Source organism: Psychrobacter sp. YGAH215 (assembly GCF_007280595.1).
Taxonomy (GTDB): domain Bacteria; phylum Pseudomonadota; class Gammaproteobacteria; order Pseudomonadales; family Moraxellaceae; genus Psychrobacter; species Psychrobacter faecalis.
The window spans coordinates 82545-105357 of the sequence record NZ_VKLR01000010.1; the positions used below are offsets into that span (position 1 = coordinate 82545).

The window sequence follows — 22813 nt, forward strand, 5'->3', positions numbered from 1 at the left end:
GCGTGATCTATTATGCCTTCTCGTTCTCAATATGCTCTGATGTCTTCTAAAGATAGAAATGCTGTGCTTTTTATCTGCTTTAGCAGCGCAGTCGCGTTCTTTGATTTTTTGATTTACTTATATCTTGCTGATATCATAGCCGCTGCCTTTTTCCCTGCTAATACCAGCGCGGCGATGGCAAAAATACAAGGGCTTGGGCTATTTGCGATTGGGTATTTGGCACGTCCGTTTGGCGGGGTTATTTTTGGGCGCTTTGGTGATATCAGTGGACGAAAATCGATATTATTAATGAGTATTTTGGTGACCGCTGCAAGCTTGTTGGCGATGGCCTGCTTGCCAACCTATGCGCAATGGGGTATGGCTGCGCCTGCTTTATTCATTATTTTACGCCTAATACAAGGGATGGCGTTTGGGCTTTTTGTGCCGCTGGCTTGGGTTTTTGTGTCAGAGCATGTACCGCGCCAATATTTGTCAGTCGCCTGTAGTTATGTGACGGCAAGCTTTTTTGTCGGTGTACTATTTTCCAACGCCTTTTTTCTTTGGCTAACCAACTCCATGACCACCGAGCAACTGGCCGCTTATGGCTGGCGGGTACCATTTTTTATGGCGGCCATCCTAAGCGTGCTGCCTTTATTGGCATGGCGCTGGATAGATGAATCGCCATTTTTTATCGCCATGAAGGCTGCAAAGCCGCGTGATTATATTGCCAGACCCTTTATCCTGCTCTTTAAGCACTGTAAGCATTCTATCTTTATCGGCTTGCTACTCACCTTTATCATAGCCAGTATCACCACCGTTATCATTCTACTCCTACCCGATTTAATTGAGCTGCGTTTTACTTTGGATAATGATTTATTTGGCTTTTCACACAGTTTAGGCATCGTATTTATGATTTTCGGCTGTGTGTTTTACGGAATCATATCCAACCATCAAAACTTTGGTAAAGTATTGGCCATTGGTTCTATCTTGTTGATTGCGCAGATGTTTGCATTCTTTTATCATCTACAAGCAAGTGGCGATTACATTCTTATCATGTATGCGCTGTTAGGGTTTTGTGCGGGTATTGTGGGCATGGTTCCGGCCATTTTGGTACAATTATTTCCCACCAACGTGCGCCTGACAGGTATGGCACTTTGTTATAATGTTGCTTATGGGATTGTCGGAGTGTTGGTGCCTTTTGGGCTTGGTTACGCCACTTCATATATCAGCTTTTCGCCTGCGCTATACATTGCCTTTGTAGGCTTTATCGGCATTATCATGGGCATTTATTTTTATAATTTGCCTGAATTCAAAAAAATTGATGAAGTGATTTAGAGAATAATTACTGAGCTTTTCCCTATTTTTGCTTTGTTATTGATTTTCCTATTATTTAACTTATATAGATAGAATAATCAAAAAGCGTCATGAAAATAACACTCATGGCGCTTTATCTATTCTCCTTTTAAACACATTTAAAAATGCACGTAAAAGTAAGGTCGGTTCGCAATAAAATTGGCAAATTGATGAATATCGACGTGAGACTGGTATAACGATTTTAAAACGACCTACTATATGCATGCATAATAACGAGGCTTTACCCTAATGGCTGATATGACCAACAAACGACTCTCTGTTGCGCCCATGATCGACTGGACAACGACAGATTATCGCTACTTTGCACGGCTGTTTAATCCGCATGTTTATCTTTATACCGAGATGATTAGTACTGGTGCGCTGCTCTATGGCAATCGCGCGCGGCATCTGCGCTTTGATACGCTTGAGCATCCACTGGTGCTACAGCTTGGCGGTGCCGATAGTAGCGAGATGGCCCAATGTGCCCAATTTGCGCAGCAGCATGGCTACGATGAGGTCAATATCAACGTCGGTTGCCCCTCTGATCGCGTCCAGCACAATAAAATTGGCGCCTGCCTCATGGCAGAGCCGCAGACGGTTGCTGATTTGGTCAAGCACATGCAGGCAGCGGTCGATATTCCGGTGACCGTTAAACATCGTATTGGTATCGACGATTTTGATAGTTATGAGTTTATGGTAGATTTTGTCGAAAAAGTCGCAGCGGCAGGTTGTACACGCTTTATTGTTCATGCCCGTACGGCGTGGCTACAGGGCTTGAGCCCGAAGCAAAATCGCGAAATACCGCCACTGCGTTATAATGATGTTTACCGTCTCAAACAAGACTTTCCAACGCTTGATATAGAAATTAACGGCGGTATCGAAACAGTTGCCGATATTAAAACGCATTTACAGCATGTCGACGGGGTGATGATTGGACGAGCGTTTTATCACAATCCGTACCTACTGGCAGAAGCCAACAGTTTATGGGGCGCGCCGATTACTAAGCGCTCGGATATTTTAGCGCAATTGTACCCTTATCTAGAAAAACAAAGCGCTAAAGGTGAAGCACTACCAACGATGACGCGGCATTATTTAGGGTTGTTTCAAGGCTTAACAGGTGCGCGCAAGTGGCGACAGGCATTGAGCGGTAAACCGCAGCTAACGATAGACGATATTAAACGAGCCGCTGAAGAAGTCTTAGCCTTAAATCCAGATGCCTAGTCATCAATCACTATAAACATAAAATAACAGCTAATGGGTGCATAGCTAGTTGATAAAGACATTCATCAATTAGCTATTTGACGTTTATATATAAACCTTTAACTAATTTCCGCTAAATACTGCGCCATCGCGGCGCCATTATTAACAACATGTAACAGCATCGGTAATACTAGCGAGCCTGATTTGATACGCGCATAGCAAAATATCAATGCCAATACCACAATGGTGCCGATTTCATAAATACCATATTGCAAGTGAATCACCGCAAATATCACGCTGGTCACTAGGCTTGCGACTATTGCGCCGCGATGCTCTGCGTTGGCTACGTTTGAGAACTGCTCAGCAATAGCCGACCATAATAATCCACGAAATATAAGCTCTTCATAAATCGGCGCGACAATCACCATGGCAAATATCAATAACCAGACTGAGCTGACAGACTGATATAAAGGGTCGACGAAGACCAACGGTGATTCATTGAGCAGGTAAGTTAACGCTTGACTGCCAATCATAAATATCAGCAATAACCCTAACATACCGATGCCAACCGACCATGAAAATGGCTGTAGCGCCAGATACTTCCTTACATTGCCGCCTCTCACCCGAATCAATAAAGCGCTGACTGCCACCAGTAATACACAGCCGATAATGATAGAAAGACTGACCACGGTGCCATCATTGCTGCCGAAAAAGAAAATATCACCCATAGTGGCATTCTTAGTAGCGGGCAATACCATTTTGCCGGCGATATAGACGCCGATTAATTGACTGATAAAGAAAGTCACTACCATGCCTATCACTAACAACAACGCACCCAAGCGTGAAAATAGCGGCGCAGGTTTAGACACTGTGGTCTTAATAGATGCGGTGGTCGCTTTTTTTAGCATAAATCGTCACTCAAAAAAGTGTGCTAGCTGCTCACATTACATTTATCCTAACCTCTAGGATTCACAACCATCGTTTATTTTGGCAACTGCTTTTTGATAAGCTCAAGCACTTGACGCGCCACCGACTCTGGGTGCTCAAGCGGGAACATATGTCCGCCAGTGTGGGTTTCATAATCGATATTCAGGCGTGATTTGATTTGCTGCGGGAAGCGGCGCTTAAGAAAGATACTGCCTTCACCAATGATGAGCGTCACTGGCGGTTTAGGTGCACGGTTTGGGGTCAGCCAATACCATGACGGATTGGTACGAAACACCTCAACTTCACTGGCTTTAGGGATTGCCAGTGTGACTTTGCCGTCCGCACGCTCATGTAAACCATGCTCGATATAGCCTTGAAAACTACGCTCATCGAAATCTTTAAAAAAGCCTTTATGACGCAGCTTATCATAGGCCTCTTCGCGGCTATCCCAAACATCACGGCGATGCTTAGACACGCCCGCTGGCGAGAGCTTATCCATCAAGCGATTATTCATCAGCGGTAATCTATCGGCGTTTTTTGCCAAATGCCACAGCAGGCTTACTTTGCCATAAATCCACGGTGGATCCATCAGCACCGCTTGCGCAAATATCTCCGGCGCACGGTATAACGCCTGCATAGTACACATGGCACCAAGCGAATGCCCAACGCCTACTAACTGACTCACCCCATGCTGCTCACACGTGCGTTTAACGCTATCAATAATCTGCTGGGTCAGGCTTTGCCAATGGTTATCTACTGGATAATCGGGCGTATTACCCAGCATAGGGATATATTCAATGGTAAAAAATTCAGCAAGCGGGGCAAAAAACGGCGCATAAACGGCGCTTGGCATACCATTGGCATGGGCAAAATGAATGACAGGTTTTTGGGTTATCTTAGACTTGGGTAGTGACGCAAAGGTCTGTGGATTAATGGCACTCATGACAAGTTCTCAGTAATTTAAATAGCTGTTTATTATAATAATCGAAATTTATATACAATTAAGGCTGAGCATAATCATATACTCAGCCTTAACAATCATACACATTAAATCTAAAATATAAAGCGCTTAGCGCATCTGCGCTTGACTCTCTTCTTGTGGTAACACGTCAAGCTTGATACTTGAACCAAGACCGGCGCCTAACTTAACGGCAAAGCGATCCATAAACAAGCTAAATGGGTCGGTTGGCGTATAATTAACGACGTTATCAAGCTTCAGCTTCTTCTCTAAAGTCGAAATACTGCCCTTTTTGTCAGCTAAGCCAAGCTCAATCGACTGCTCACCGGTCCAAAATAGCCCTGAAAACAGTTTATTTTCCTCAGGATTTTTTAGACGATCGCCGCGACCTTCTTTGACTGCATTGATAAAGTGCTTATGAGTATTGTCCAAAACTTTTTCGACGTGCTGCTCTTCATAGTCAGTGAGCGGACGTGACAAGCTTAAAATATCTTTATACTCGCCTGCGGTAATGGTGCGGTCTTTAACGCCAAATTTATCCATTAAGCCTTCGATATTATAGCTTGGCATAATTACGCCAATCGAACCGACTAAGCTTGATGGATTGACATAAATCTCATCCGCAGCTGAAGCGATATAATAAGCGCCCGAAGCACCCATATCACCAATCACAGCGTAGAGTTTTTTATCAGGATATTCTTGACGCAAATCCATCATCGTCTGCCAGATTTCATCAGACTGTACGGGTGAGCCGCCGGGTGAGTTGATATCAAGCGCCACGGCTTTGGCATTACTGTTTTCAAAAGCGCGAGTTAAGGCCTCATTAACATCGTAAGCATTGGCGACATCACCACTACTAATCGTTCCTTGGATTTCAACCACCGCCAAATGCGGCTTACTGGTATCCACGCCTTCAAGCCCGGACGGTGTTTTGGTACTACAACCGCGACCAATGGTCAAAAATATCAATAAAATATAACCAAAGGTTAATAACTTAAAGAAAATACTCCAGCGACGGGCGCGGCGCTGCTCAACCACACTGGCTAATAACGTATTTTCAAGCAGTCGCCACTCTTGTCCGCTCGGCTGATTTTGCTGCTGCATCGGCGTTGGCTGGTTGGCCGAGTTGTCAGGACGTTTGTTAGGGTCTGGTGGCCAGTTGGGCATATAACTTCCTAAGTCAGAAACAATGTAAAATGATAAAAGAGAGAACTAAAAACTTGATATAGCAAAAGCGTGATAGCTATTTTTACTTGTATCAATGCTTTTATAGCGCTTTGATAAAGTTGAATAAGCTACTAAGTATGGTGGCATTTCGCTCATGGTTCAATAGCAGAACTGTGAAATAGCTTGATATTATAAAGGCGACAGGTTATAGGAGCGAGGTATTTTATAAGGATAATACCAATAAGTCAGATTATAAGGTTAATCCTTACTATCGGCCTCAAAAGCTAGAGCGGCATCTAGTGGCTTATTATCATAAGTGATTATCTCATGGATTTGTTGCTGAGTTATTACCTCAGTAGAGATATGCGAGGCACTATGTCCAAGCCATGTTGTGCTGTTTATGACATTACCTAAGGTGTTGTTTAATGAGTTTTTTAAAGTGTCATTTTTAGCATTCGGTTCAATCGCACATAATAACGCCCACATTTGCCACACGCGCGGATGGGTATCGACATTTAAAATCAAACGTGATTGAGCATTTTTTGTATGAGAAGGTGGCGCTTTGTTATCGGACTGAAGTGTTTGTACTTTAGTAGCTAATGATTTGAGCGGGTCAGCAGCATTATAACTGACAATTTGAATAGGTAATCGACTGTCAAGTTCAAGCGTACAGTCCCAGACACTGGCATCGTTTATTTTGCTCCAACCTGTGATAGCTTGCAACGTTAAATCACCATTGGCGAGTTGCCAGGTTTTACCTTGCTCACAAGCTTGGGCACTGATGGTTGCCTGAGTTTTATTTTTACCAGATTGACTGGTCAGTTGATAAGCGCGCTGGAGCTCGGGCCAACGCTCACTACGCCCGGCTTGCCAATACTGAGCGGTTGGGAGACGTTGACTTAACTCAGCGACGGTCATTGGTAGCAGCTCAGAGTCGTTTGGCTTATAGATGGTCGGCTGCAATGACTGACGGTTGTTATTTGTTAATGTCGCTAAAGATGTCGTCAAGGCCGCGCTACTGCTTTGGACTACCATACCTTCTAGACGCTTGATAGATAAGCTGCGTAGTTGTTGCTCTAATGTCGCAGATAGCTTGTCAGCGGTTAGCGTGCTTGGCATCGTACGAGTATCATAAGGCCTATGATCGGCTAAAATTAACCAGCTAACGTTTGTCTTATTATCTTCATTATTTAGCACAGGGTATTGTAGCACCGCCGCGCTTAAATATTGGTCGCCCGTTGGCAGAATATAGAGAGTCGGAGTCATGGTTAACGACTGCTGATTGGCGTATACCGTCATAACCAGTAGCGTTAACGGTGCTAGCGCGAGCCAACGACTGATAAGGCCGCGCGCTAATAGCCACGGCAACATCGCCAATAATACCATCAGCAAAATTGCTATATTCACTGGCGTATAAAGCCATGCCCCTGAGAATATCGGTAACGCCGTTAGCGACGTGATAAGCTCGTGTAAATGAGCGACGAGAGCAATCACCAGTGCCCAAATAGTATCAGCTAGCGCAGGCGAGATAAGATAGCACAGCCCAGCCAGTAAATTTAGCGGTACAATCACCCAACCAAATAATCCAATAGCAAATAAATTAACGATAAGCCCTAACAGTGATGCCTTACCGAATAACAATAAGGTTATGGGTAATAGCGCAATAAATAGCCAAAACTGTAACTTAAACAACCTTTTAAACCCTAGCCATAAGCGTTGAATTATCTTCGCATTTTTATTGTCATTAGAGTTCGTGGTCGTTAAGCTTGCAGACTCTGCTTGACTCCATGCTACTGAACTATCTTCGTACTTTAATAGCAGCGCTACCGCTATAAAGGACAGCCAATAACCAGCCTGCCACAGTACATACGGGTCGAACCATGCCATCAGTATCGCCAGCGCCAACAATATACGCATGGTACTAATTGGCAGTAGCGTTGAGCGTATCAAACCTATGGCTAATAACATCCACGCGGTACGCGCAGCAGGTACATCAAACCCAGTAAATAAGGCATAAATAAAAGCCGCGCTCATCATAACCCACCAGCGCAATTGCCAGCGCGGGATATGACGATAGAGAGAGGGGTAAAAACGATTCAACAGTAAGACTGCCAATCCCGCTAACACAATCGCTAAAAATAAAACATGCGTTCCTGAGATGGCCAATAAATGAGAAATACCTGCCAGCTGATATAAATCTTTGGTAGCGCGATTGATTAAACTGCGATCACCGGTCAGTAAGCTTAAAGTCACTGCTTTTGCTTGCTGCTCTGCGGGAGTTTGCCCTGCCCAATCTTGATAAAAATGCTGACGTAGTTGCCAACGTCCTTGGTCGATAGCGGTACGCAAACGGTATAGATAAGAATCTTCCGCTTTAGACAATGCTGCTGAGTCATTAAACGGAATAGTTGAGGTACTGGTCGCTAATATCGTGGCAACCCCATCGATATGTCGCCCTCGCAACCACCGATAACTATCAAATCCCGTTGGATTGTTCAACGCTTGCTCAGAGTTAGCAAGCGGCGCTAGCGTCAAAGTCATCAATAACTGATCACCTGGCTGCAAATCATTTAAGTCTATAGTCTGCGATTTATTGTCAGTACTTTTTTTAGAAGGTTTTTTAGAGAAAGATTTTTTTGGATAAGCATTTAGCAGTATACGATATTGTTTATTTTCGAAATATTCGAGATTATCTCCGTTTAAGTTATTTTCTTTATTGCTTAGGCTATTATTAAAATATTCTCTGTAATTCACACTCAGTTTGTCCAAATTCTGCGACGTTAGCTCGGACAGTAAAGGCGATATATGGCTAATGGTAGCAACCTGCCGATAGCCACTATTACTTGCGTCATCATAGACACTGTCACTGATGCCTTCGATGCTCACCAACGCTTGCACGCGCACAGTTTGTTTGATGGCATTACTTTGCGCCTGTTGCTGATTTATCAAAGCGAGCAGCCCACTACCAGTAATCAGCGCTAACGCTAATACTGTCGTTAATAAATAATGAGCAAATTTATAGAGTAATGGTGATGTAGAAGATGGGGTTTTAGCAGAATTTTGAACAGCAAGATTTTGAGCAGAGGAATTTTTAGAAACCCCTTTTTTAGCGTCAATCGAAGGTGCAAGCGCAATGTAACGCTGATTAATAAATAGCAGAACAATGGTCAAAGCCATTAATAATAACGGCAAGATAGAAGATGGGCTGAGGTCTGGTAATAAGGAGCCAATAGGCAGCGGAATAGTATCCGCGACGGCCAAAACCCCCATCATAACGATGATTATCAAGCTACCAATTAACCAGTACACCAGCGCTCCTCGCTTGCTTGATAGCTCGTCCATTGCATATAATTTGCATGATGGATAATGACCGTTCTAAACATTGAACCAACCACCAAGTGCGCAAACCGTCAAGCGATGGCATTTATGTGGCTATTACCCTATACTTACCAGAAATATTGCAATAGTGATTATTCAACATTATCTAGCCGCTTTTCTGATAACATTTATAGCTATATTTTTTATTAATAATATCACTGTATATCCGCCCATCAATATGATTGAGCGGGCTGAAGATAACATGTAAAGGCGATTCTGTGCCAAACAAACGTCTAAAAGACCTACTCCCTACCCCTGAAAAAATCTTAGAAAGTCGCTCATTAAAACTATTTGCGCCGCAGCTTGCCGACCCGCGTTTATGGCATTTTAATCGCCATAGTTTAAATAAAGCGGTTTATATCGGCGTGCTCAGCGCATTTTTCCCGTTGCCAGGACAGATGTTGCTGGCGTTAATCGGCGCGCTTATTTTTCGTGCCAATGTGCCGATGGCGCTTGGTCTGACTTGGATTACTAACCCGCTGACGACCCTGCCGGTGTTTTATGCTGGCTACTATATCGGTGCCAAAATCCTTGATGTGCCGATGATAAGCTTGCGCATTATCGGTCGCATGATTTCAGATTTTACCTTATGGATTATCTCTGATGGCGCCAATCCTTTTATTACTTATAAAGGTACGGTATCTATCGCCGCTTTTTGTCTAGGGCTAACAATTTTAGCGGTCATCAGTAGTATTGTCTGCGGACTGGCGTTTAAAGCCATCTGGCGCTATAAAACTGTCACCAGCTGGCAAAAACGTCAGAAAGACTCTGCTGAAAAAACCAGCAAGCATGAATAGCCTTAATTATTAATAATCGATCTTGTCGCGTCAGTCATCTTATAAAAATAGCAGCATTCTATAAAGTTGGAAATATCTTATAAAATCATTACCCAATTCATAAGCGACCTTATAACTCGCCTTCTTCCTCTTTATGCTTGTCGATAGCGTTTTTAACATTATCAGCCAGATTATTATCCATCACAAAGATATCTATCACCTTCTCATCTTTTAGCAGCGTATAACGTTTTCCCGTGGCGCTATCTTGCGCCTTTAAATCGTAATCTGCACCCGCTAAGGTAATTGAGTCAAAAACCGGCGTCAGCAAGTCTATTTGTGCTTGTTTATCAATGGTGTCAAACAGCGTCGGATCCATATAAGGCTTTAGTGGCTCATTCCCTTCTTCAGCACTGCCAAACGCTTCAATCGGATCATCATTTTTATCCATTTCATTATTCCTTATTTAGCATTTTAGTTATGATTTTATCTACTTGTTAAGGCTGCTAGATACAGTCTGTTTTTTTCGTCGTTTTTATCAGTAATTTTTATAGTCAGTAACTTTTATAAAAAAGTTAACCGTATCATGCTGCTGTTCAGTAACAGCAGTTCTACAGTTTATTGAAAAAAAGTATTAAAAATGACGCCTTTAGTAATCTTCCCAATGCCCATTACGGAGTAGGAGCTGACGGTCAGCAAGGCCTGCCAAACTACGGTCATGCGTCACCATCAATAGCGCCGTTTGCATGGTGCTTTGTAGCTCGGATAACAGCCCAAACACACTTTGGGCGTTGTCATAATCTAAGTTACCAGTCGGCTCATCGGCCAGAATAAGTGATGGTTTGGTCACAAGCGCGCGAGCAATCGCCACACGTTGACGCTCACCGCCTGATAGCTCACCGGGTCTGTGGGCCAAACGATGCTCCAAACCGACACTTTTTAAAATATCTATCGCTTGTTGACGTGCCTCGGTCGTCGATACTTTTGGGCGCATCAGTAGCGGCATAGCAACGTTTTCAACCGCGGTAAATTCGGCTAACAAATGATGAAACTGATAAATAAACCCCAAGTGCTTATTACGCATCGCCCCGCGCTCGGTCTCATTCATACTATTTAATAGCTGCCCATGTAGCCAAACCTCCCCGCTACTGGGGGTATCAAGTCCGCCGAGTAAATGCAGCAAGGTACTTTTTCCCGAACCACTGGTACCAACAATCGCAATGCGCTCACCGGCATTGACGGTCAAATCCAGACCGGTCAATACTTGCGTGCTCACCGCCCCTTCATCATAAATTTTATTAATATTGGTCGCTTTTAAAATTTCAGACATGGTACTTCCTTTGTTTTATTTATCATAGCATTGACGATTGACGCCTGTAGATTACTCGTAACGCAACGTTTGCGCAGGCTGAATTTTCGCTGCTCGGCGCGCTGGATAAATGGTCGCCAAGAAGCTCAGTATAAATGACGCACTGGTAATCAGCACTACATCGGCCAAACGCAGCTGCGATGGCAGATAATTTACAAAGTAAGCATCAAACAAATTGAGGCCAAAGGTTTGATTGATAAAGCCCAAAATATCACTGACGGTCAGGGCAAAGATAACACCAAGTATCGTGCCCGCAATGGTACCAATAAAGCCAATAACGATGCCCTGTACCATAAACACATGGGTAATCAGACGCGGTGAAGCGCCAAAGGTTTTTAAAATAGCAATGTCTGCTTTTTTGTCAGTGACTAGCATCACCAAACTTGAAACGATATTGAAAGCGGCTACAAGGATAATTAAAAACAGCAGCAAGCCAACCATGGCTTTTTCCATTTGGATGGCACCAAATAAGTTGCCGTGCGTTTGCGTCCAATCGCTAGGATAAAGCTTGTCAGGCGCAATAGCAGCGGCTTTTTGGGCCGCCATCGGTGCGTTAAAGATATCATCAAGCTTCATACGTATGCCCTGCGCGCCCTCTGGTAGACGCAGTAATTTTGCCGCATCGCCCATCGGAATAAACGCCATCAAACTGTCCACTTCGGGACTGATGGTAAAAATACCTGTCAACGTAAAACGCTTAAAGCGCGGTATCACACCTGCTGGCGATGGCGACGCTTCTGGCAGCACCAAGGTCACTTTATCGCCTAAGCGCAGCCCCAACGATTGCACCATCTCTTCACCAAGGACAATACTGAACTCACCGTTTTGCAGCGTATCAATACTGCCTTCTACCATGTGCTCGTTGATGATAGAAACGTTTTTCTCATACTCTGGATCGACGCCGGTGACCATAATCCCAGCCACTTGACCGTTGGAGGTCAGCATACCTTGCAGCTGAATAAAGGGTGCGACGGCAGCAACTTCGGGATCTTCTTTAATTTTATCGGCCACCTCTTTCCAATCACCGATAATCTCGGTTGAAATTACCGTCGCTTGTGGCACCATACCCAAAATACGCGTTTTGAGCTCGCGATCAAAACCATTCATGACCGATAGCACCGTAATCAGTACCGCCACGCCAAGCGTCAGTCCAATCATTGAAATCAGCGATATAAAGGAAATAAAACCATTACTACGCTCTGCTCGGGTGTACCGTAAGCCGATAAATAACGCTAAAGGACGAAACATATTCAAACTCTTTATCTTATCTACGTGCGACTTTATTTATGTTATAAAATCCAATGCAGCAACCGCCTTTTAGTATGACACTCACTAAGGCTGTTGCCGCAAAAACATATCAATCGAACAAAAAACAGGGGATTATGAGCAGCAAAATACCGCTGTCAAAAGGGAGCTAGTTTGACACAATTTGACTTATATGTGCCAGTCATTAGCGCAAACTGCCGGTATTTTTTAATAAAAATTCAACTTTTCATATTATTTTTCGCGAGGGGCTTGCTATTAGTTGCGTCTATACCTATATATTGTATGCTAAGGACAATTGTCATTAACCCCTCATTGTTGTTTGTTGCCTCTTTACTGACGACATTGCTGGTTATCATAAACCAATCCGCTCATATATTGGATAATGGTCAGCAATCACAGTTTTAGACCCAAACCTCATGGCTGACTTAAGTTTGAGTATATTCATGACCATTAATTATCAATATAAAAACATCCAATCTCCCACCAAAATCACCTTAACTGACGAGCAATCTGCCGGTCACGCCGATCATTGGCGGATTTTGACCGATGACATGAGTCAAGACGTGCCAGAATGGCTACAAAAGATGATTGAAAAAGCGGCGATGCCAAAAGGGCTCAACAGCAATGTCAGCGCTAAAGACAGCTGCTTATTGCTATCTGAAGACCAGCCTTGTCATATCAATCAAGTGCTGGCGATGAAAGACGGCAAGCCTGAATGCTTTATTAATGCTTACCCTTGTGTCGATAGCCCTTATGGTTTGATGTGCAAAATCGAGCGCATGATTGTCAATGACAACACTCACGATGCGGTCTTACGCTTACGCACCGCTGATGGCAGCATTATTTATGCTTTCGACCAGCTATATACCGCTAACCGCCATTTATATCAGCAAGATACCGCCTATTATGTGAACTTTAGTGCGTGGGCGCATGAGATTAAGCTGAGTGAACAAGACGAAGTGATTATGGTCGAAGACCAAGAAGCCATTCGCTACCATCGCGCTTTTAACGACATCGTCGCCGCTAATGATGGAAAAATGCCTGACGATTTACAAGAGCAAATCAAAGCATGGCAGCCTCAAACCAAAGAACAAATGGCGCCCGTCGAGATTAATCTCGGTCATATGTGCGCATATTTGTTCGGCGATACCATAGGGCAAGAAGATGAAGCGTGGTGTCAAGGTCAGGTGCTTGGTAAGCAAGAAACACTATTTAATGGTCAGACCATTATCTTATTTGATGTGGTGGTACTGCGAGAGCAAGATGCAGATCCTTTTGTCATTCGTATCGGCGCACCTAAAACCGAAGCCACCGCTGCTATTGAAGTGCATGACTATGTACAGGCCAATATTTGGTTACAAGCGGCGATTTACAAAGAAAATCAAAAACCACAAACAACTGCGCAACAATCAAAAGCCAGTTAATTTAGAAGTTACTTTACTGTTAAATTCTCCGACGAAAAAGCCCTTAATGTGAATTAAGGGCTTTTTTTATGCTAAACGTTATTGATACAAAAATGAAAAACAAGTCATTAAGCTAAGGTAGTCATTGACTTGATATTACTATAAAGCTCTTTTTGCTCAGCACTTGGACGCGCGGTTTGTACTGCCATCAATTGTGACATATCACCTTCGACACGAATTTTACCGGCCATAAAAGCGCCCATGATTTCATTGGTATCAAAGTTGGTAATGATAGATTGCAGCAGGCTACGATCCAACAATAAGGTTGTGGTTGCCTTATCATTCAGACCGCGATGCAGTAAGCCGTCAGCAAAGCTTGCTTCGATATCTTGCTCCGTATCGGTAACTTTTAAGTTCACCACCATATTAGCAAGCGCTGGTGGTAAATTTAATTCACCGGCTTCTTGACCCATTTTCTCAACTTGCTCAAACCATTCGTCTGTCAAAAAAACTGCCATATTATTATCCTTAATACCTATTACTTATGAGGTTATTTATGAAGGTAGGCTTGTGCCAGCATACGGCTAAGCCTAACCACTATTTAAAAGTTCAAAATATTCGTTAATATCAGTATAAAGCACTTGGTTAGCGATAATACAAGGCGTCATTATAAGGTGCGATTCGATGATAAGTAAAACTTATTTATAGCGCAAATGCTGCTATTGTTACAAAACCACCGCTTAATTGTATTTTTTGCGCCAAAAAGCACTATCTTTTTTCACCCCTAGAATAGTAGGGAAATTGGGTATAAAATAGGTGTATAACGCTGAAAGATTATATCGTTCATAACTATTTTTACCAAAGAGTTTGTATTTTGGCGCATAGTTCTGATGATATTTGATTAGGTTTGCGTTACAATACCCTTAAACAGAGTCGGGAGTTTTAACTAAACATTACGTAAACATGGTTTTTGTCAGCCGCCGCTAGCATACATCTACGGTCAGTAAGCTTTAGGACCTTATGGATATTGGTATCTATCTTCATTGGTACAGCGTTTTTAGTAATAATTAAGATAAATACTTTGCCTCATTAGATGTTTGATGCTCAAAACGGCGCATCTGCTTATTTATTTTGACAGGTTGTTAACAATCCTACTATCGAGCAGCTACAAACCTTTGGCGTCAATACGCTTTGGTCTTTAATACCCGCTGCTATTAAGCGCAAGCTTAGACAGATAGGTGATAATCTAAGGATAATAGGCAGACCAAAAACAGCATGTACCGCTAAGTTCATCTAAGAGATAGCTCTAGATGGTGCGGAGCGTTAGTTAATTCTGTTGATAATTCGGGCTGTAAAGGAATCATCCAATGAGTTTACAAAACACAGCAGTCGCCCCAGTGGACCGTGAGTACGAAATTACTATCGTAAGATTCTTTACGATAATGGCCGTGATATGGGGCATCGTCGGCATGAGTATTGGTGTGTTCATTGCTTCACAGTTAGCATGGCCAGCACTCAACTTTGACATTCCATGGCTGACGTTTAGTCGTTTAAGACCGCTACATACTAACGCGGTCATTTTTGCGTTCGGTGGCTGTGCCCTGTTCGCAACGTCTTACTATATTGTTCAGCGTACCTGTAAAACGCGCCTATTTGCACCGTACTTAGCTTGGTTTACCTTTTGGGGTTGGCAAGCGGTTATCGTAGCAGCCGTTATTACCCTTCCTTTAGGTTTAACATCAACCAAGGAATACGCTGAGCTTGAGTGGCCTATCGATATTTTGATTGCATTGGTATGGATCTCTTATGCCATCGTTTTCTTCGGTACGCTAATCAAACGTAAAACCTCACATATTTATGTGGCTAACTGGTTCTTTGCAGCTTTTATTATTACGATTGCACTACTACATATCGTAAACAGCATGGCGATTCCTGTTAGCGCGTTCAAATCTTACTCGCTGTTTGGCGGTGCAACTGATGCCATGGTGCAGTGGTGGTACGGACATAACGCGGTAGGTTTTTATCTAACGGCAGCGTTCCTTGGAATGATGTATTACTTCGTTCCAGTACAGATTGGTCGTCCTATTTATTCTTACCGTTTGTCTATCGTTCACTTTTGGGCATTGATTGCTTCATATATGTGGGCTGGTGGTCACCATTTGCATTATTCAGCGCTTCCAGATTGGACGCAGTCTCTAGCAATGGTATTCTCAATCATCCTATTTGCGCCATCTTGGGGCGGTATGATTAACGGTGTCCTAACGCTATCAGGCAGTTGGGATAAGCTGCGTACCGATCCGATCATTCGCTTTATGATTGTGGCATTGTCGTTCTATGCAATGTCAACGTTTGAAGGTCCGATGATGTCTATTAAGACCGTCAACGCGTTATCGCATAACACGGACTGGACAGTCGGTCACGTACACTCAGGTGCGCTTGGCTGGGTTGGTATGATTACCATTGGTTCGCTATATGTATTGTTACCACGTATCTATAACAAACCAAAAATGTATTCTATTAGCTTAATCACCACGCATTTCTGGTTAGCAACAGCGGGTACTATCTTCTATATCGTTTCTATGTGGATTTCAGGTATCGGCCAAGGCATGATGTGGCTTGCGACCAATCCAGATGGTACGTTGGTATATAGCTTCGTTGATACCGTTGAGTTCTCACATTTCCCATATATTGGTCGTGCTTTTGGTGGCCTATTGTATGTATCGGGTATGTTTGTTATGGCATATAACGTTTATAAAACACTTAAAATGCCAGAAGGTAAGCCTGTAGATATCGCTGACCCAACGGATCATGAACCTAGTGTTGATAAACCTTCGGCAGCTAACGTATAAGGAGCGATCATGTCTGGTACACCGCATGAAATTATTGAAAAAAATACAGGCTTATTGGTCATCTTTATTGTTATCGCAATCAGCTTTGCAACTTTGGTAGAAATCGTACCACTGATTTATGATAACAAAAGCCCTGAAGAAGGCGGGGTAAATGCTCCCCTGCCTGCTATGGAGCCTTGGACAGCGCTTGAGTTTGAAGGGCGTGATATTTATATTCGTGAAGGTTGTCACGTCTGTCACACTCAAATGATTCGCCCATTACGTGCTGAAGTTGAGCGTTATGGACCGTACTCACGCGCTGCTGAGTCAACATGGGATCATCCCTTCTTATGGGGATCAAAACGTACTGGACCTGACCTGGCACGTGTTGGTCAGCGCTACTCTGAAGAGTGGCAAAAGCAGCATCTGATAGACCCGCAATCACTCGTTCCTGAATCAGTGATGCCAGGTTTCCCTTGGCTTGCAACCAACGAAGTCAATGGGTCAAACGTTCAAACGAAAATGCGTCTATTCCGCGATCGCTTCGGTGTTCCTTATACTGAAGAAGATATCGAAGGAGCTCCCGATGCTGTTCTTGGTGCCACTGAGCTTGACGCTCTTGTTGCCTATCTACAACAGTTAGGCACCGCGATGGAAGGACAGCGCTAATGGGTATTGGTGAATTACAAACAATTGCGACCGTTTCTGCCTTCATTGCGTTTATAGGTGTTGCATGGTGGGCGTATTCGCCAAAAAACAAAAAACGCTTCGAAGAAGATGCACAACTTGCGCTTGATGACGAGGATATTAAGTCTCTGTCTGAAGAGCAGCGCAATAAGGATAAACGATGACATTTTTTTGGAGTTCTTGGATCACCATACTAAGTATTATGTGTTGGGCGGGTATCCTCGGCGTCTTACTAATGGTGTTGAAGTACAAGCCAGAAGTAGAAGAAGACGGTACTACTGGGCACACTTACGACGGTATTCAAGAATACGATAAGCCACTGCCTAAATGGTGGTTGGTAATATTTTTTGGCTCAATCATTTGGGGTGCTGCATACTGGGTATTTTTCCCAGCTATTCAACCAGCAAACTGGGACGGCATCGCAACGGTAGAAGTCGATGGCGAGACTGTACCTTGGTCGTCAAAAAATGAGTTATATAGTGAACTTGAAAGTAATAACAAGGTGTTTACCGATAACTTTGAGCAAAACATTTTGGCCAAAGCAGATGCTAGCGGTGCGACTAAAACGCTAGCAACGCTGTCTGAGATGCAAGCAACCCTGCGTCATAGTGAGAAGCCACCAGCAGAGCTACAGGCTCAAATCGACGAGAAAGTGGCCGAGTTGGCACCTTATGTCGAAAAGCTGGCTGAAAACCCGAATGCATTGAAGGTTGGTAGTCGCTTGTTCTTACAGAATTGTGCTGTCTGTCACGGCTCTAATGCGAAAGGTGCGCTAGGCTATCCTAATTTGACCGACAATGACTGGTTATATGGCGGTGAAGCTTCACATATCCTAACGACGCTACATAATGGTCGTGTTGGTGGTATGACAGCTTGGCGTGACCAACTTGGCGAAGATGGTGTGCGGGCAGCGGCTGAATATGTCTTGTCAATCTCTGGTAACCAACCAGGTTATGAGCTTGACCAAGCTAAAGTTGCTCAAGGTGAAGTGATATTCAATGAGCCTACCAACTGTGTGCTGTGTCATGGTAATGATGCTAAAGGTATGATTTCTACTGGCGCACCAGATTTGACTGATAATATTTGGTTGTATGGTGGTGATCGTGAAAGTATCCGCGAAACCTTGCGTTATGGTCGTGCTGGCGTCATGCCTGAATGGCAGACTAAACTAGGTAATGAGCGTATTATGCTACTTGCTGCTTATGTTTATTCTCTATCAGACAGAACGCCTCAGCCTGCTAAAGCGCAGCCTGTTTCTGCCGCTGCACCAAAAGCAGCCACACCTGAAACGGCAGTTGCAAACTAAGCACATTTAGTCAGTTGTATATCGTAAATAAGTAGTGTTTGACAAAGGGAGGACTGTGATTGCAGTTCTCCCTTTTTAGTTATTTATCAGCTTTATGTTTTATTAATAAACTCTGTCTACGAGCAACTCGCAAAATCAAACTGCCGATAGATTTAATACGTTTTATGCTCTATCACCACTGGTTTTAATATTTATCAAGCTTAATAATGATACGCACTTCGTCTATCAATAAGTCGCAGATAAGTATTGCTTTTTAGCATTCTCACCCCATTTATAGTAGGGAAACTGCTAAAATAGTAATCTATTAGAAACACTATAGAATCATCTATTTAAGCATATTTTAATCCTTTATTTACAATCGCTCATTTGGTAGCAAGTTTGGATACTTTTTTTGGTATGAGACTTGCTACTTACTGACATTGATAACATCGCACATCCATATACCCAGGTATTAAAGGTATTTGTTCATCATGCCAGCAGACTGATTCTTTTTTTAAAGAGGCACGTTTATGTCAGCACAACCATCCAATAAAATTCCTGTCGTTGAGGTGGATCTTAACGCCAATAAAAAACGCGTTCACCCTAGGTTTATCACTGGATTTTACCAAAATATCCGCGTGATTAGCATGTATGCGTTATTGGCATTATTTTTGATTTTACCGTGGATAAGGTATAACGGCAGGCAAGCTATCTGGTTCGATGTGCCGTCGCAGCATTATTATATTTTTGGTATGACGTTTCTGACACAGGACTTTTACTTTCTTGCCGTCTTTGCGCTTATTGCGGCTTTTGCGCTATTTATGGTGACGGTATATGCAGGGCGGGTTTGGTGTGGTTATGCCTGTCCGCAAACCATCTGGACGCATATGTTCCAATACGTTGAAAAAATAGTCATCGGCGATCGCAATAAACGTATCAAGTTTGATAAAGAACCTATGAATGCTAAAAAAGTCTTCAAGCGTTTTTTAATCTACTTTATTTGGTTTGTATTTTCGATGATTACGGCGATGACGTTTGTCAGTTATGTATCAGGGACAGAAGCTCTATATGGTAGTTGGCAAATGTTAGGGGGTGTTATCCCCTTCCCTGAGTGGTCAACGTGGATATGGGTATCGATATTTATTTTCGCTTTTTCAACTTACGTCAATGCAGGCTATATGCGCGAGCAGATGTGTATCCAAATCTGTCCGTATGGCCGTTTCCAAAGCGTGATGTTTGATAAAGATACCTTGATTGTTTCTTATGATTATGAGCGCGGTGAACCTCGCGGCGCCCGTAAAAAAGGCACCCATCCTGAGAATTTAGGCGACTGTATTGACTGTACGATGTGTGTGCAAGTATGCCCAACAGGTATCGATATTCGTGATGGTTTGCAGGTTGCCTGTATTCAGTGTGCCGCCTGTGTCGATGCTTGTAATGATGTAATGGATAAAGTTGGCTACCCACGTGGCTTGATTCGTTATACTACAGAACGGCAATTGGTCGAAAAAGAGCCAAGCCGTGTATTGCGCCCGCGCTTTTTTGCTTATTTAACCTTGCTTGCGGTACTTTGTGGCGGTGTGGTTTATGCATTGACAGACCGCGTACCGTTAGAGATTGATATTCGCCGTGACCGTAATCAGTTGTCGTCATTGAACCAACAAGGCATGATTGAAAACAGCTATATCGTTAAATTGACCAACAAAACCCAAAGTGCGCACACTTATAAAATAAGCCTTGAGCCACAAGAAGGCTTGAGCTTAGGCGTACGCTTCAACGATGTGCCATTAGAAGCAGGCGAAAGCTTTGATATGCCAGTCAGTATTTATGGCGACCCTGAGGTGATTGAGTTTGGTCAAACGCCGATTACTTTAACAGTAGCCAGCGAAGACGGTAAGTATAATGTGAGTAAACAAAATATCTTTACCACGCAAGGGCAGTAATTATTGAGTATGTAGTTGCTTTTATCTATTCATCCGCTCGTTAGTGGTGCTTGGTCAAAGGCTAATCATCACTGACTGGCAGCTGAAGTATTTATCATTAAACTGGCTGCTCTGAGCCGTCGGTTTATTTTTTGATAGCGTTTATAATAAGCTGACAAACCGCACTTTATAAACGAATATCTGATTAATAGGTATGTTATGTCTAGTCCAACACCGAACTTTAAGCATCAAGACAGCCAACCATGGTACAAAAACTATATGGTGGTTATCTTTGTCATTGGCATGCCAGCTTTTGTAGTAATCGCTTGCATTTGGTTTGTTTATTATTCTTATCAAATCCGTGATAGCGTGGTACGCGACGATTGGTATATGGATGGCAAAACCCTATATCATGACGTCTCACGCGACAAGCTCACCTATGATTTAGATTTACATGGCAAGATGCAGTTTGCCGATAATGGCGATGTCGTTTTTTATCTCAATTATCCTGAGCAAAGTTTGCAGTCTGGTAAATTATTAAACGGTGAGCCTTTAACCTATCCTGACTCTTTAGAGTTGTCTATCTCGCACGCCACCGACATTAAAAAAGACCGCGATGCGGTACTCAAACATCAAGAAGGTAACAAGTACACGGCGCAAGTCGATTTGGATGACGTAAAAGGCAAATATTATTTGCAAGTCAGTTATGATGGAAAGAATGATTGGCGTATGCAGGATGTGGCAAAATTACCACGCCCTGAGGTGAGTTTTAACCCTCTACCCGTTTTTGCCAAAAGTTAATTGTTAAGGTTAAATAAATACAAAAAAAACCAGCCATTAGTGAATAATGCGCTGGTTTTTTTTGGTGGTAATTTTATAAAAACATAGTGAGTAAAAAATAATATCGATACATCACGCACTGTTGATATCAGTTTTTCTTGCTTGCTGTGCCTGCGCAGACAGAGGCCACAAAAAATTGATATCAGCAATACCGTCGCGTTTTTAGGATATTTTGACTATAGCTATCTATATGATTTAAATCACCGGATTAATCGTGGGGATTTTTTGCGTGGTACGGCTAGTTTTTGCCATGCTATCGGTGCTTTCTGCCTGCTGATCATGGTCGTGGTCGTGGTTGTGATGACTGGCAAACTTCGGATTAAAAACTTGAGTTTTTGGCGCTACTGGTAAACCAATCTCAGCCAAACTGTCGGTCTGCCCTGCTTGGATATTATCGCCTTCAAATAAGCGCTCATTGTCATCGCGCTCTATGTTTAAAGTTTCAAAGTCAAACAACTCGCGATCGGCCAATTGTGACGGCGCGACGTTTTGCATCGCTTTAAAAATAGACGCCAAACGCTGTGGATGGGCGTTATCCCATTCGCGTAGCATATCATTGATAATTGCGCGTTGCAGATTGGTTTGGCTGCCGCATAGATTACACGGAATAATCGGAAATTCTTTTAAACGTGCGTATTCAATGATGTCTTTTTCTTCAACGTAAGCAAGCGGACGAATCAGTAAGTTTTGCTTATCATCGCTTAGCAGTTTTGGCGGCATGGATTTCAGCGCGCCGCCGTGGAATAAATTTAAAAAGAACGTCGCGAGCATATCATCGCGGTGATGACCAAGGGCGATTTTGGTGGCGCCGATTTGTTTGGCAAAACCATATAGCGAACCGCGACGCAGGCGTGAGCAGGCTGAGCAGTACGTTTTACCTTCTGGCACCACGCTTTTGACGATACTATAGGTATCTTTTTCTAAAATATAATGGGCAATACCTTGCTCATTCAAATAAGCGGGCAAAATATCTTCGGGATAACCGGGCTGCTTTTGGTCAAGATTTACCGCAACGATATCAAAGCTAATCGGGGCAATGCGCTTGAGCAGCAATAAAATATCGAGCAACGTATAGCTGTCTTTACCGCCTGAAACGCAAACCATGACCACATCGCCATCTTCAATCATATTAAAATCGCGAATCGCCCATGATACTTGGCGACGTAGCTTTTTTTGTAGCTTGCGAAATTCTGCCGTTTCAGTCGGTAAAATTTGCGTAGAGGATGTTTGCTCAGCGGTATTATTACTTATAGCCGCGCCAGCAATGTCGTCATACCCCATACTATCAGTATCTTCAGCATCACTATCCCAGCCAGTATCGGTAGAACTGGTTTTCGAAGAGGCTTCATCAAACTGGGAAGGGATTTTAGGCGTAAACAAGGTCGCGACGGTCATAAGGTACTCAATATCTTTACAAAGTTAATTTTACTACAAAGCAATTAGCAATATTTTTCAGCAGGTGGGCTTTAAAAGCAGCG

The 22813-nt window shown here is 43.2% G+C and carries 19 protein-coding genes; 10 read left to right on the plus strand and 9 right to left on the minus strand.

Annotation, left to right across the window (positions count from 1 at the left end):
- The first annotated feature begins 12 nt into the window (after positions 1–12).
- Both FOR85_RS05880 and dusA read left to right on the plus strand, forming a co-directional pair.
- Positions 13–1314: an MFS transporter gene (locus FOR85_RS05880; protein WP_144297118.1), complete on the plus strand. Its 1302-nt coding sequence runs from the start codon at positions 13–15 to the stop codon at positions 1312–1314.
- Positions 1315–1581: 267 nt separating this feature from the next.
- A complete protein-coding gene (gene dusA / locus FOR85_RS05885; RefSeq protein ID WP_144297119.1) occupies positions 1582–2553 on the plus strand; it encodes a tRNA dihydrouridine(20/20a) synthase DusA in 972 nt (323 codons plus the stop codon).
- A 98-nt stretch (positions 2554–2651) separates the two neighbouring features.
- Here the strand turns inward: dusA and FOR85_RS05890 are convergent, their stop codons facing one another.
- From FOR85_RS05890 to FOR85_RS05905, 4 genes are all read right to left on the minus strand, one after another.
- Positions 2652–3440 (minus strand): CPBP family intramembrane glutamic endopeptidase, encoded by a 789-nt coding sequence (locus FOR85_RS05890; RefSeq protein WP_223808537.1) that lies wholly within the window; start codon positions 3438–3440, stop codon positions 2652–2654.
- Positions 3441–3514: 74 nt separating this feature from the next.
- Positions 3515–4402, minus strand: a complete 888-nt coding sequence (locus FOR85_RS05895; protein WP_144297120.1) for an alpha/beta fold hydrolase — start codon at positions 4400–4402, stop codon at positions 3515–3517.
- A 126-nt stretch (positions 4403–4528) separates the two neighbouring features.
- A complete protein-coding gene (gene sppA, locus FOR85_RS05900; protein WP_144297121.1) occupies positions 4529–5584 on the minus strand; it encodes a signal peptide peptidase SppA in 1056 nt (351 codons plus the stop codon).
- A gap of 258 nt (positions 5585–5842) precedes the next feature.
- Positions 5843–8893 carry a ComEC/Rec2 family competence protein gene (locus tag FOR85_RS05905; RefSeq protein ID WP_144297122.1) on the minus strand — a complete coding sequence of 1017 codons (3051 nt, stop codon included), beginning with the start codon at positions 8891–8893 and terminating at the stop codon, positions 5843–5845.
- A 287-nt stretch (positions 8894–9180) separates the two neighbouring features.
- Between FOR85_RS05905 and FOR85_RS05910 the strand changes: the two genes are divergently transcribed.
- A complete protein-coding gene (locus FOR85_RS05910) occupies positions 9181–9759 on the plus strand; it encodes a DUF2062 domain-containing protein (RefSeq protein WP_223808538.1) in 579 nt (192 codons plus the stop codon).
- A 109-nt stretch (positions 9760–9868) separates the two neighbouring features.
- Here FOR85_RS05910 and FOR85_RS05915 read toward each other — a convergent pair whose 3' ends face one another.
- From FOR85_RS05915 to FOR85_RS05925, 3 genes are all read right to left on the minus strand, one after another.
- Complete coding sequence (locus tag FOR85_RS05915; RefSeq protein ID WP_144297123.1) at positions 9869–10186, minus strand: hypothetical protein; 318 nt, start codon at positions 10184–10186, stop codon at positions 9869–9871.
- A 198-nt stretch (positions 10187–10384) separates the two neighbouring features.
- Positions 10385–11065 (minus strand): lipoprotein-releasing ABC transporter ATP-binding protein LolD, encoded by a 681-nt coding sequence (lolD, locus tag FOR85_RS05920; RefSeq protein ID WP_144297124.1) that lies wholly within the window; start codon positions 11063–11065, stop codon positions 10385–10387.
- Positions 11066–11116: 51 nt separating this feature from the next.
- On the minus strand, positions 11117–12352 hold the full coding sequence (locus tag FOR85_RS05925) for a lipoprotein-releasing ABC transporter permease subunit (protein ID WP_144297125.1): 1236 nt from the start codon (positions 12350–12352) through the stop codon (positions 11117–11119).
- A 461-nt stretch (positions 12353–12813) separates the two neighbouring features.
- Between FOR85_RS05925 and FOR85_RS05930 the strand changes: the two genes are divergently transcribed.
- Positions 12814–13794: a hypothetical protein gene (locus FOR85_RS05930; RefSeq protein WP_144297126.1), complete on the plus strand. Its 981-nt coding sequence runs from the start codon at positions 12814–12816 to the stop codon at positions 13792–13794.
- Between the two features lie 107 nt (positions 13795–13901).
- Here the strand turns inward: FOR85_RS05930 and FOR85_RS05935 are convergent, their stop codons facing one another.
- The gene (locus FOR85_RS05935; RefSeq protein ID WP_068408139.1) at positions 13902–14291 is read right to left on the minus strand and encodes an SCP2 sterol-binding domain-containing protein; all 390 of its coding nucleotides are present in this window, start codon (positions 14289–14291) and stop codon (positions 13902–13904) included.
- Positions 14292–15140: 849 nt separating this feature from the next.
- On the opposite strand from FOR85_RS05935, the gene ccoN reads away from it, so the two are divergent.
- The 6 genes from ccoN (at position 15141) to FOR85_RS05965 (ending at position 21296) form a co-directional block, all read left to right on the plus strand.
- Complete coding sequence (ccoN, locus tag FOR85_RS05940) at positions 15141–16622, plus strand: cytochrome-c oxidase, cbb3-type subunit I (RefSeq protein ID WP_144297127.1); 1482 nt, start codon at positions 15141–15143, stop codon at positions 16620–16622.
- A 9-nt stretch (positions 16623–16631) separates the two neighbouring features.
- Entirely contained in the window at positions 16632–17270 is a 639-nt protein-coding gene (ccoO, locus tag FOR85_RS05945; RefSeq protein WP_144297128.1) for a cytochrome-c oxidase, cbb3-type subunit II, read from the plus strand.
- Positions 17270–17452: a cbb3-type cytochrome c oxidase subunit 3 gene (locus tag FOR85_RS05950; protein ID WP_144297129.1), complete on the plus strand. Its 183-nt coding sequence runs from the start codon at positions 17270–17272 to the stop codon at positions 17450–17452. The genes ccoO and FOR85_RS05950 overlap by 1 nt, the downstream gene beginning before the upstream one ends.
- Complete coding sequence (gene ccoP / locus FOR85_RS05955) at positions 17449–18594, plus strand: cytochrome-c oxidase, cbb3-type subunit III (protein ID WP_144297130.1); 1146 nt, start codon at positions 17449–17451, stop codon at positions 18592–18594. The genes FOR85_RS05950 and ccoP overlap by 4 nt, the downstream gene beginning before the upstream one ends.
- A gap of 509 nt (positions 18595–19103) precedes the next feature.
- Positions 19104–20516: a cytochrome c oxidase accessory protein CcoG gene (gene ccoG / locus FOR85_RS05960; RefSeq protein WP_144297131.1), complete on the plus strand. Its 1413-nt coding sequence runs from the start codon at positions 19104–19106 to the stop codon at positions 20514–20516.
- Positions 20517–20714: 198 nt separating this feature from the next.
- Positions 20715–21296, plus strand: a complete 582-nt coding sequence (locus FOR85_RS05965; RefSeq protein WP_144297132.1) for a FixH family protein — start codon at positions 20715–20717, stop codon at positions 21294–21296.
- Positions 21297–21530: 234 nt separating this feature from the next.
- On the opposite strand, the gene ttcA is transcribed toward FOR85_RS05965, so the two are convergent.
- Positions 21531–22730: a tRNA 2-thiocytidine(32) synthetase TtcA gene (gene ttcA / locus FOR85_RS05970; protein ID WP_144297133.1), complete on the minus strand. Its 1200-nt coding sequence runs from the start codon at positions 22728–22730 to the stop codon at positions 21531–21533.
- Positions 22731–22813: the final 83 nt, after the last annotated feature.

Bases quoted from the DNA above. Each gene is read 5' to 3' on its own strand.
- FOR85_RS05880 (WP_144297118.1), top strand. From the start codon at position 13: ATGCCTTCTCGTTCTCAATATGCTCTGATGTCTTCTAAAGATAGAAAT.
- dusA (WP_144297119.1), top strand. From the start codon at position 1,582: ATGGCTGATATGACCAACAAACGACTCTCTGTTGCGCCCATGATCGAC.
- FOR85_RS05890 (WP_223808537.1), bottom strand. From the start codon at position 3,440: ATGCTAAAAAAAGCGACCACCGCATCTATTAAGACCACAGTGTCTAAA.
- FOR85_RS05895 (WP_144297120.1), bottom strand. From the start codon at position 4,402: ATGAGTGCCATTAATCCACAGACCTTTGCGTCACTACCCAAGTCTAAG.
- sppA (WP_144297121.1), bottom strand. From the start codon at position 5,584: ATGCCCAACTGGCCACCAGACCCTAACAAACGTCCTGACAACTCGGCC.
- FOR85_RS05915 (WP_144297123.1), bottom strand. From the start codon at position 10,186: ATGGATAAAAATGATGATCCGATTGAAGCGTTTGGCAGTGCTGAAGAA.
- lolD (WP_144297124.1), bottom strand. From the start codon at position 11,065: ATGTCTGAAATTTTAAAAGCGACCAATATTAATAAAATTTATGATGAA.
- FOR85_RS05925 (WP_144297125.1), bottom strand. From the start codon at position 12,352: ATGTTTCGTCCTTTAGCGTTATTTATCGGCTTACGGTACACCCGAGCA.
- FOR85_RS05930 (WP_144297126.1), top strand. From the start codon at position 12,814: ATGACCATTAATTATCAATATAAAAACATCCAATCTCCCACCAAAATC.
- FOR85_RS05935 (WP_068408139.1), bottom strand. From the start codon at position 14,291: ATGGCAGTTTTTTTGACAGACGAATGGTTTGAGCAAGTTGAGAAAATG.
- ccoN (WP_144297127.1), top strand. From the start codon at position 15,141: ATGAGTTTACAAAACACAGCAGTCGCCCCAGTGGACCGTGAGTACGAA.
- ccoO (WP_144297128.1), top strand. From the start codon at position 16,632: ATGTCTGGTACACCGCATGAAATTATTGAAAAAAATACAGGCTTATTG.
- FOR85_RS05950 (WP_144297129.1), top strand. From the start codon at position 17,270: ATGGGTATTGGTGAATTACAAACAATTGCGACCGTTTCTGCCTTCATT.
- ccoP (WP_144297130.1), top strand. From the start codon at position 17,449: ATGACATTTTTTTGGAGTTCTTGGATCACCATACTAAGTATTATGTGT.
- ccoG (WP_144297131.1), top strand. From the start codon at position 19,104: ATGTCAGCACAACCATCCAATAAAATTCCTGTCGTTGAGGTGGATCTT.
- FOR85_RS05965 (WP_144297132.1), top strand. From the start codon at position 20,715: ATGTCTAGTCCAACACCGAACTTTAAGCATCAAGACAGCCAACCATGG.
- ttcA (WP_144297133.1), bottom strand. From the start codon at position 22,730: ATGACCGTCGCGACCTTGTTTACGCCTAAAATCCCTTCCCAGTTTGAT.